The organism is Kitasatospora sp. NPDC091257, from assembly GCF_044757675.1.
Taxonomy (GTDB): Bacteria; Actinomycetota; Actinomycetes; order Streptomycetales; family Streptomycetaceae; genus Kitasatospora; species Kitasatospora lactacystinica.
On the sequence record NZ_JBIVVI010000292.1, the window covers coordinates 1 to 8,289 of the forward strand.

The window sequence follows — 8,289 nt, forward strand, 5'->3', positions numbered from 1 at the left end:
TTCAACTCACCGATCCGCGCGGCCAGTTCCTCCCGACCCGCGCCGTCGACGGCCAGCGGAACGACCTCCGCACCGGCGGCCAGCAGCGCGCTCTCGGGCACGCCCGTCCGGGAGTCCGGTCGCTACGCGACATTGACCCTCTGGCCGGGCGGGGCGGCCTCCAGCCAGGCCAGGAAGCCGGTCAGCGCGTCCTCGCTCATCGCCAGCTCCAGCGGCGCCCCGTTGTGCAGGCACCGCAGCACCACCGAGCCGGACAGCAGCGCCAGCTCCTCCTGGCCCTCCGGGTAGCGCCGGCCGAGCACCTCGATCTCCCGGCGCGGCAGCACCTTGCGCGGGCGCGGGGCGTACGAGAAGACCCGGAACCACTCGATCGAGTCACCGCTGTACCGGCCGATACCAAAAACCCACCCCTTGCCGTCGGTCGGGGGGACCGGGGCTGAGGTGGGTTTGCCGTTCTCGTCGAGGTCGGGCTGCGTCGAGGCGTCGGCCGGCATTTTGAGCCGGTAACTGCAGTCGAAGGTGCCGCCGACCCGCTGGATCAGGCGGCGCCGGACGGCGAAGGCCATCAGCCCGATCACACCCAGGGCCACGACCGCCGCACACACCACAAGCGCGAGGACCATGCTCACCCACCTCCTCGCTACCCGCGTTCCCCGTAGCGGTCGTATCAAGCGACCGCGCTGACCTACCAACTACGACGACAGTCCCGGGGTCACGCTCACGCGTCCCCGGGACCGTCGGTCGACCCCGCCAAGCCGGGGTCCGGCGCACTCAGACGTGGGCCTTGAGGCCGCGCGCCGCGAACAGACGGACCTCGGCGCGCCGCTCGGCGTGCTCGTCCAGGCCCGACTTGGCCTTCTCCAGTGCGCGCTCGGCACGCGCGACGTCGATCTCGTCCGCCAGCTCGGCGATCTCCGCGAGCAGAGACAGCTTGTTGTCGGCGAAGGAGATGAAGCCGCCGTGCACCGCGGCGATCACGGTGCCGCCGTCCACCGTGCGGATGGTGACCGGACCGGTCTCCAGCACGCTCAGCACCGGGGTGTGGCCCGGCATGATGCCGGTGTCACCGGAGGCCGTACGGGCGACGACGATGGTGGCCGCACCGGACCACACCTTGCGGTCGGCTGCGACCAGCTCGACGTGCAGCTCAGCCAACGTGGGCTCCTAGGCTCATGCAACGCCCGATTACTCGGGAGTTTCGGTAAGAATAACGGCCCCGCGCCTCCGGCATGAAACCGGCGGCACGGATTTGACCGGAATCACAGCCGATGTGCCGCGAGGGGTGGTCCCCAGGCTCGGGGGCCACCCCTCACGGTCACGCACAGCTGCTACCGGCCGCGATTACTTCTTCGCCAGCTCGGCGGCGTTCTTCTCGAGGTCCTCGATGCCACCGCACATGAAGAAGGCCTGCTCCGGGACGGAGTCGTACTTGCCGTCCGCGATCGAGTTGAAGGCCTCGATGGTCTCGGACAGCGGCACGGTCGAACCCTCGACACCGGTGAACTGCTTCGCCACGTAGGTGTTCTGCGAGAGGAAGCGCTCGATGCGGCGGGCACGGTGCACCGTGACCTTGTCCTCCTCGGACAGCTCGTCGATACCGAGGATCGCGATGATGTCCTGGAGGTCCTTGTACTTCTGCAGGATCCCCTTGATACGGATGGCCGTGTCGTAGTGGGTCTGCGCGATGTACCGCGGGTCGAGGATGCGGGACGTGGAGTCCAGCGGGTCGACGGCCGGGTAGATGCCCTTCTCCGAGATCGGGCGCGACAGAACGGTCGTCGCGTCCAGGTGGGCGAAGGTGGTGGCCGGCGCCGGGTCGGTCAGGTCGTCCGCGGGGACGTAGATCGCCTGCATCGAGGTGATCGAGTGACCGCGGGTCGAGGTGATGCGCTCCTGCAGGAGGCCCATCTCGTCGGCCAGGTTCGGCTGGTAGCCCACCGCGGAGGGCATGCGGCCGAGCAGGGTCGACACCTCGGAACCGGCCTGGGTGAACCGGAAGATGTTGTCGATGAAGAGGAGCACGTCCTGCTTCTCGACGTCACGGAAGTACTCCGCCATGGTCAGCGCGGACAGCGCGACGCGCAGACGGGTGCCCGGCGGCTCGTCCATCTGGCCGAAGACCAGCGCGGTCTTGTCCAGAACGCCCGAGTCGACCATCTCGTCGATGAGGTCGTTGCCCTCACGGGTGCGCTCACCGACACCGGCGAACACCGACACACCACCGAAGTTCTCGGCGACGCGGTAGATCATCTCCTGGATCAGAACGGTCTTGCCGACACCGGCACCACCGAACAGACCGATCTTGCCACCCGTGACGTACGGGGTGAGCAGGTCGATGACCTTGATGCCGGTCTCGAACATCTCGGTCTTGGACTCGAGGTCCTTGAACGCCGGGGCCTTGCGGTGGATCGGCCAGCGGACCTCGACCTGCTTCTCGAACTCCGCCGGGTCGACGTTCAGCACGTCGCCGAGGGCGTTGAACACCTTGCCCTTGGTGATCTGGCCGACCGGAACGGAGATCGCCGCACCGGTGTCGGAGACCTGCGAACCACGGACCAGGCCGTCGGTCGGCTGCATCGAGATGCCGCGGACCATGCCGTCGCCGAGGTGCTGGGCGACCTCAAGGGTCAGGGTCTTCTTGCCCGTGCCGTCGGGGTTGTCCACCTCGACGTGCAGGGCGTTGTACATGTCCGGGATCGCGTCGACGGGGAACTCCACGTCGACGACCGGGCCGATGACCCGCGCGACGCGGCCCGTCGCCGTGGTCGGCTCAACAGTGGTGGTCATACTCATTCGCTCCCGCGGCTAGCGTCGGCGAGGGCGTTGGCACCGCCGACGATCTCGCTGATTTCCTGGGTGATCTCGGCCTGACGGGCCGAGTTGGCAAGCCGCGTGAGCGACTTGATGAGCTCGCCGGCATTGTCCGTCGCGCTCTTCATCGCGCGGCGGCGGGCGGCGTGCTCGGAAGCGGCCGACTGCAGCAGCGCGTTGTAGATCCGGCTCTCGACGTACCGCGGCAGCAGCGCGTCCAGGACGCCCTCCGCCGACGGCTCGAAGTCGTACAGCGGGAAGATCTCCGACTTGGCCGGCGTCTGGTCGCTGAGCTGGACCTCGTCCAGCTTCAGCGGCAGCAGCCGCGCCTCGACCGCGTTCTGCGTCAGCATGGACACGAACTCGGTGGAAACCAGGTGGAGTTCGTCCACACCGCCGGTCTCGGCCGTGAAGGCCTCGATCAGGTCGGCCGCCACGGTCTTCGCGTCACCGTACGTCGGCTTGTCCGAGAATCCCGTCCACGAGCCCTCGATCGTCAGACCGCGGAACGTGTAGTACGAGACGCCCTTGCGGCCGATGATGTACGCCACCACGTCCTTGCCCTCGGACCGCAGGCGCTCGGCGAGCACCAGCGAAGCCTTGATGGCGTTGGTCGAGTAGCCGCCGGCCAGGCCGCGGTCCGCCGTGATCAGCAGGACCGCCGCGCGCTTGGCGTTCGGGTTCTCGGTGGTGAGCGGGTGCTTGGCGTTGGACCGGGTGGCCACCGCCGTCACCGCCCGGGTGAGCTCATCGGCGTACGGAGTGGAGGCGGCCACCGCGCGCTGCGCCTTGACGATGCGCGACGCGGAGATCATCTCCATCGCCTTGGTGATCTTCTTCGTCGCGGTGACAGAGCGGATCCGGCGCTTGTAGACCCGAAGCTGTGCTCCCATGGGTCGTTACGTCCTTTCCCTCGCTACCGGACTCAGGCCTGCTCGGAGAGCAGCTTGCCGTCAGCGGTCTGGTAACCCTGCTTGAAGGCCTCGATCGCGCTGGTCAGCGCGTCGACGGTGCCGTCGGCCAGCAGACCGGTCTCGACGATGCCGGCGAGCAGGTCCTTGTGCTGCAGGCGGACGTGGTCCAGGAACTCGCGCTCGAAGCGGCGGATCTCGGCGACCGGGACGTCGTCCAGCTTGCCGTTGGTGCCGGCCCAGATGGAGACGACCTGCTCCTCGACCGGGAACGGCTGGTACTGGCCCTGCTTCAGCAGCTCGACCATGCGCGCACCGCGCTCCAGCTGGGCCTTGGAGGCCGCGTCCAGGTCGGAACCGAAGGCGGCGAAGGCCTCCAGCTCACGGTACTGGGCGAGGTCCAGACGCAGACGGCCGGCGACCGAGCGCATGGCCTTGATCTGGGCGGAGCCACCGACGCGGGAGACCGAGATACCGACGTTCACGGCCGGGCGGATGCCGGCGTTGAACAGGTCGGACTCCAGGAAGCACTGGCCGTCGGTGATGGAGATGACGTTGGTCGGGATGTACGCCGAGACGTCGTTGGCCTTGGTCTCGATGATCGGCAGACCGGTCATCGAGCCGCCGCCCAGGGCGTCGTTCAGCTTGGCGCAGCGCTCCAGCAGGCGGGAGTGCAGGTAGAAGACGTCACCCGGGTAGGCCTCGCGGCCCGGCGGGCGGCGCAGCAGCAGGGAGACGGAACGGTAGGCCTCGGCCTGCTTCGACAGGTCGTCGAAGATGATCAGGACGTGCTTGCCGTCGTACATCCACTCCTGGCCGATGGCCGAACCGGTGTACGGGGCGAGGTACTTGAAGCCGGCCGGGTCGGAGGCGGGAGCGGCCACGATGGTGGTGTACTCCAGCGCGCCGGCCTCCTCCAGGGCGCCGCGGACGGACGCGATGGTGGAGCCCTTCTGGCCCACGGCGACGTAGATGCAGCGGACCTGCTTCTCCGGGTCGCCCGAGCGCCAGTTGTCGCGCTGGTTGATGATCGTGTCGACGGCCACCGCGGTCTTGCCGGTCTGGCGGTCACCGATGATCAGCTGGCGCTGGCCGCGGCCGATCGGGGTCATCGCGTCGATGGCCTTGATGCCGGTCTGCAGCGGCTGCTTGACCGACTTGCGGGCCATGACGCCGGGGGCCTGCAGCTCCAGGGCACGGCGACCGGTGGCGGCGATGTCGCCCAGGCCGTCGATCGGGTTGCCCAGCGGGTCCACGACGCGGCCGAGGTAGCCGTCGCCGACCGGAACCGAGAGGACCTCGCCGGTGCGGCGCACGGTCTGGCCCTCTTCGATGCCGCCGAACTCACCGAGGACGACGACACCGATCTCGCGGGTGTCGAGGTTCAGCGCGAGGCCGAGCGTGCCGTCCTCGAACTTCAGCAGCTCGTTCGCCATGACCGAGGGCAGGCCCTCGACATGCGCGATGCCGTCCGCCGCGTCAGTGACCGTGCCGACCTCTTCCACAGAAGCGGCGTCCGGCTGGTACGACTGGACAAAGTCGGCCAGCGCGTCCCGGATCTCCTCCGGACGGATCGTAAGCTCCGCCATCAGGCTTCCCTGCTCTCCTAGTTTGCGATCCTCGGCCCGCCATTGAGGGCCGCAAGTATTCGACTCTCGGCCGGGTCTTCCGAACCGGCCGTACGATGTGCCGGCTCCTTGGGGAGCCGGTTTCCCGACCGAGGGTCGGATGTGCTGCTTCGGTACTCAGCCTTCGAGCGACTGGCGAGCGCCTTCGAGGCGGCTCGACACGGTGCCGTTGATGATCTCGTCGCCGATCTGCACCTGGACGCCGCCGACGACCTCGGGGTCGACGTCGATGTTCAGGTGGACCTGGCGGCCGTACATCCGGCCCAGAGCACCGGACAGGCGCTCCTTCTGGGTGTCCGACAGCGGCACCGCGGTGGTGACCAGGGCCACCACGCGGCCACGGCGTGCGGCGGCGAGCTTCGAGTAGGACTCAAGGCCCTGCTCCAGGCTACGGCCACGCGGCGCGTTGACGAGGGCGGTGACCAGCCGGACGGTGCCGGCGTTGGCGCGGCCGCCGAGCAGCTTCTTGATCAGCTCGGCCTTCGCGACGGCTCCGGCCTTCGGCTCGGTCAGCGCGGCGCGCAGCTCGTGCGCGCCGCTCACCACCCGGCCGAAGCGGAAGAGCTCGTCCTCGACGTCGTCCAGGGCGCCGGCCTTGTCCGCGGCGATGATCTCCGCGTACGCGGAGAGCTGCTCGGTCGCGTCCACCAGGTCGCGCGAGCCCGACCAGCGGGAGCGGACCAGGCCGGAGACCAGGTCGACGGCCTCGCCGGAGACCTGGCCGGTCAGCAGCGAGGTGACCAGCTGGGCCTTGTCCTGGCCGGACCGGGACGGGTCCGTCAGGACTCGGCGCAGCGACACCTCACGGTCCAGCACGGCCGTGACGGCGGTGAGCTCCTCGGCGAGCTTGGCCGCGTCCACCGAGGTGGAGTCGGTCAGGCTCTCCAGGTTCTGCCGGCCGGCAGCGAGGGCCTCACGGCTGGCGCCGATCACTTGGCCGCACCCTGAGCAACGGTGGCCTTGGCCTCCAGCTCGTCCAGGAAGCGGTCGATGACGCCGCTCTGCCGGGCGTGGTCCTCCAGGGACTCGCCCACGATGCGGGACGCCAGCTGGGTCGCCAGCGAGCCCACGTCCTGACGCAGGGCGGCAGTGGCCTGCTTCTTGTCCGCCTCGATCTGGGCGTGACCGGCGGCGACGATGGCCTCGCGCTGGCGCTGGCCCTCCTCGCGCATCTCGGCGAGCTGGGCGGCACCCTGCTCGCGAGCCTGCTCGACGATGCGGGCAGCCTCGTGGCGCGCCTCGGCGAGCTCGGCGCGGTACTGCTCAAGCAGGGCCTGGGCCTCCACCTGGGCGGCCTCGGCGCGCTCCATGCCGCCCTCGATCGCGTCCCGGCGCTCCGACAGCACCTTCTCGATGCTGGGGAGGAGCTTCTTGCCGAGCAGACCGAAGACGATGAAGAAGCAGAGCAGGCCGATGATGATCTCGGGCCATGCGGGCAGGAGAGGGTTCATGATCTCCCCCTCCTCCGCGAGGTGAGCCGCGATGGTCATATCTGGACCTTCCTCGAATGGTCTACGGCGGGGATTACTTGGGGCCCTGGCCGAAGACGAACGGCATGACGATGCCGATGAGGGCGAGCGCCTCGGTCAGCGCGAAGCCGATGAACATGTTGGAGCGGATGAGGCCGGCAGCCTCGGGCTGGCGGGCCATGGCCTGAACGCCGTTGCCGAAGATGAGACCGACACCGATGCCGGGGCCGATCGCGGCGAGGCCGTAGCCGATCGAAGCGACGGAACCGTAGACGCCGACCTCAGCGAGCATGCTCATTGCAATGTGTCCTTTGCGGGGATGGTGTACCGGTGGTGATTGGCCACCGGGCGTTCCGGGGGGTGGTTCAGGAGGGCCGTGGGCCCCTGGCTCAGTGCGCCTCTTCCAGGGCACCGGCGATGTAGCTGCTGGCCAGCATCACGAAGATGTAGGCCTGCAGGAACTGGACCAGCAGCTCGAAGCCGGTGAGGCCGACGGCGACGACGAACGAGGCCGAGCCGTACAGCGCGCCCAGGGTCGGGCTGAGCAGGTACCAGGAGGCGATGGAGAACATCACGATCAGCAGGTGGCCGGCGAACATGTTCGCGAAGGCTCGGACCGCGAGCGTGAAGGGGCGCACGAAGATGTTCGAGAAGAACTCGATCGGCACCAGGATGAACATGACCCAGCCGGGGATGCCCGAGGGCCAGCAGAGGTTCTTGAGACCGCCGACGAAGCCGTGCTTCTTGAAGGTCAGCGTCATGTAGGTGACCCACACGACCGCGGCCAGGCCGGCCGGGAACGCGATCGCCGCCGTCACCGGGAACTGGGCGAACGGGATGACCGACATGATGTTCAGCAGCCATACGAAGAAGAACATCGAGACCAGCATCGGGACGTACTTCTCGCCCTTTTTGCCGATCGTCTCCAGGACGATGGAGCGCTTGACGAAGTCGTAGCCGATCTCACCGACCAGCTGCAGCTTGCCGGGGACCAGCTTCGGCTTCGCGAACGCGGCCCAGAAGAACACCACGACCAGCGCTGCGACGATGATCGACAGCAGCATCGGCTTGTTGAACTCGAAGCTACCGATGGAGAAGATCGGCTCGAACTGGAACTCGTTCAGGCCAGGGGCCGGGAAGCCGCAACCAGCGTCCCCGAAGTGGCAACTGCCTGAGGCGAGGGACGTGAGTTCAGCACTCACCACGGACTCCTTCGTCGTGACGCATGGATACGGCAACCTCGGTGTGTCGGCATGGCCTGCGGCCACGGAGCGGCACTGGTACTTGATGGGTTTCTCGCCGACCCCGCGCGCCGGCGCACAGCACCACAGCGGGATCATCGAAGACTGCGCGGATTCGGGGGGCGATCGGTCCGCTGTCCGGACAGACCTGGCCTCTTCCCGTACTCCGTTGTTGCGACGGACGATAGCAGCCCGTCAGCGCGGCATAAACACCGCCCCCCTCGTTGGG

General features: G+C 68.2%; 9 protein-coding genes. All 9 read right to left on the reverse strand.

The features are described 5' to 3' along the window. Nucleotides 1–122: 122 nt before the first annotated feature. On the reverse strand, nt 123–623 hold the full coding sequence (locus ACIQOV_RS15955; RefSeq protein ID WP_030057523.1) for a DUF2550 domain-containing protein: 501 nt from the start codon (nt 621–623) through the stop codon (nt 123–125). Nucleotides 624–771: 148 nt separating this feature from the next. After that, nucleotides 772–1,155 (reverse strand): F0F1 ATP synthase subunit epsilon, encoded by a 384-nt coding sequence (locus ACIQOV_RS15960; RefSeq protein WP_401048964.1) that lies wholly within the window; start codon nt 1,153–1,155, stop codon nt 772–774. Between the two features lie 186 nt (nt 1,156–1,341). Beyond that, nucleotides 1,342–2,787, reverse strand: a complete 1,446-nt coding sequence (gene atpD, locus ACIQOV_RS15965) for a F0F1 ATP synthase subunit beta (RefSeq protein WP_401048966.1) — start codon at nt 2,785–2,787, stop codon at nt 1,342–1,344. A gap of 2 nt (nt 2,788–2,789) precedes the next feature. Next, nucleotides 2,790–3,704, reverse strand: a complete 915-nt coding sequence (locus tag ACIQOV_RS15970; protein WP_401048968.1) for a F0F1 ATP synthase subunit gamma — start codon at nt 3,702–3,704, stop codon at nt 2,790–2,792. 32 nt (nt 3,705–3,736) lie between these two features. Then, nucleotides 3,737–5,311 (reverse strand): F0F1 ATP synthase subunit alpha, encoded by a 1,575-nt coding sequence (gene atpA, locus ACIQOV_RS15975; RefSeq protein WP_359899956.1) that lies wholly within the window; start codon nt 5,309–5,311, stop codon nt 3,737–3,739. Nucleotides 5,312–5,467: 156 nt separating this feature from the next. Then, the gene (locus ACIQOV_RS15980; protein WP_380538225.1) at nt 5,468–6,283 is read right to left on the reverse strand and encodes a F0F1 ATP synthase subunit delta; all 816 of its coding nucleotides are present in this window, start codon (nt 6,281–6,283) and stop codon (nt 5,468–5,470) included. After that, a complete protein-coding gene (locus ACIQOV_RS15985; RefSeq protein WP_401048971.1) occupies nt 6,280–6,840 on the reverse strand; it encodes a F0F1 ATP synthase subunit B in 561 nt (186 codons plus the stop codon). The genes ACIQOV_RS15980 and ACIQOV_RS15985 overlap by 4 nt, the downstream gene beginning before the upstream one ends. 34 nt (nt 6,841–6,874) lie before the next feature. Next, nucleotides 6,875–7,117 carry an ATP synthase F0 subunit C gene (gene atpE, locus ACIQOV_RS15990; RefSeq protein ID WP_030302757.1) on the reverse strand — a complete coding sequence of 81 codons (243 nt, stop codon included), beginning with the start codon at nt 7,115–7,117 and terminating at the stop codon, nt 6,875–6,877. A 91-nt stretch (nt 7,118–7,208) separates the two neighbouring features. Beyond that, on the reverse strand, nt 7,209–8,021 hold the full coding sequence (atpB, locus tag ACIQOV_RS15995) for a F0F1 ATP synthase subunit A (RefSeq protein WP_380538228.1): 813 nt from the start codon (nt 8,019–8,021) through the stop codon (nt 7,209–7,211). Nucleotides 8,022–8,289: the final 268 nt, after the last annotated feature.

Coding starts and splice junctions, on each gene's coding strand:
- ACIQOV_RS15955 (WP_030057523.1), bottom strand. CDS start 623: ATGGTCCTCGCGCTTGTGGTGTGTGCGGCGGTCGTGGCCCTGGGTGTG.
- atpD (WP_401048966.1), bottom strand. CDS start 2,787: ATGACCACCACTGTTGAGCCGACCACGGCGACGGGCCGCGTCGCGCGG.
- ACIQOV_RS15970 (WP_401048968.1), bottom strand. CDS start 3,704: ATGGGAGCACAGCTTCGGGTCTACAAGCGCCGGATCCGCTCTGTCACC.
- atpA (WP_359899956.1), bottom strand. CDS start 5,311: ATGGCGGAGCTTACGATCCGTCCGGAGGAGATCCGGGACGCGCTGGCC.
- ACIQOV_RS15985 (WP_401048971.1), bottom strand. CDS start 6,840: ATGACCATCGCGGCTCACCTCGCGGAGGAGGGGGAGATCATGAACCCT.
- atpE (WP_030302757.1), bottom strand. CDS start 7,117: ATGAGCATGCTCGCTGAGGTCGGCGTCTACGGTTCCGTCGCTTCGATC.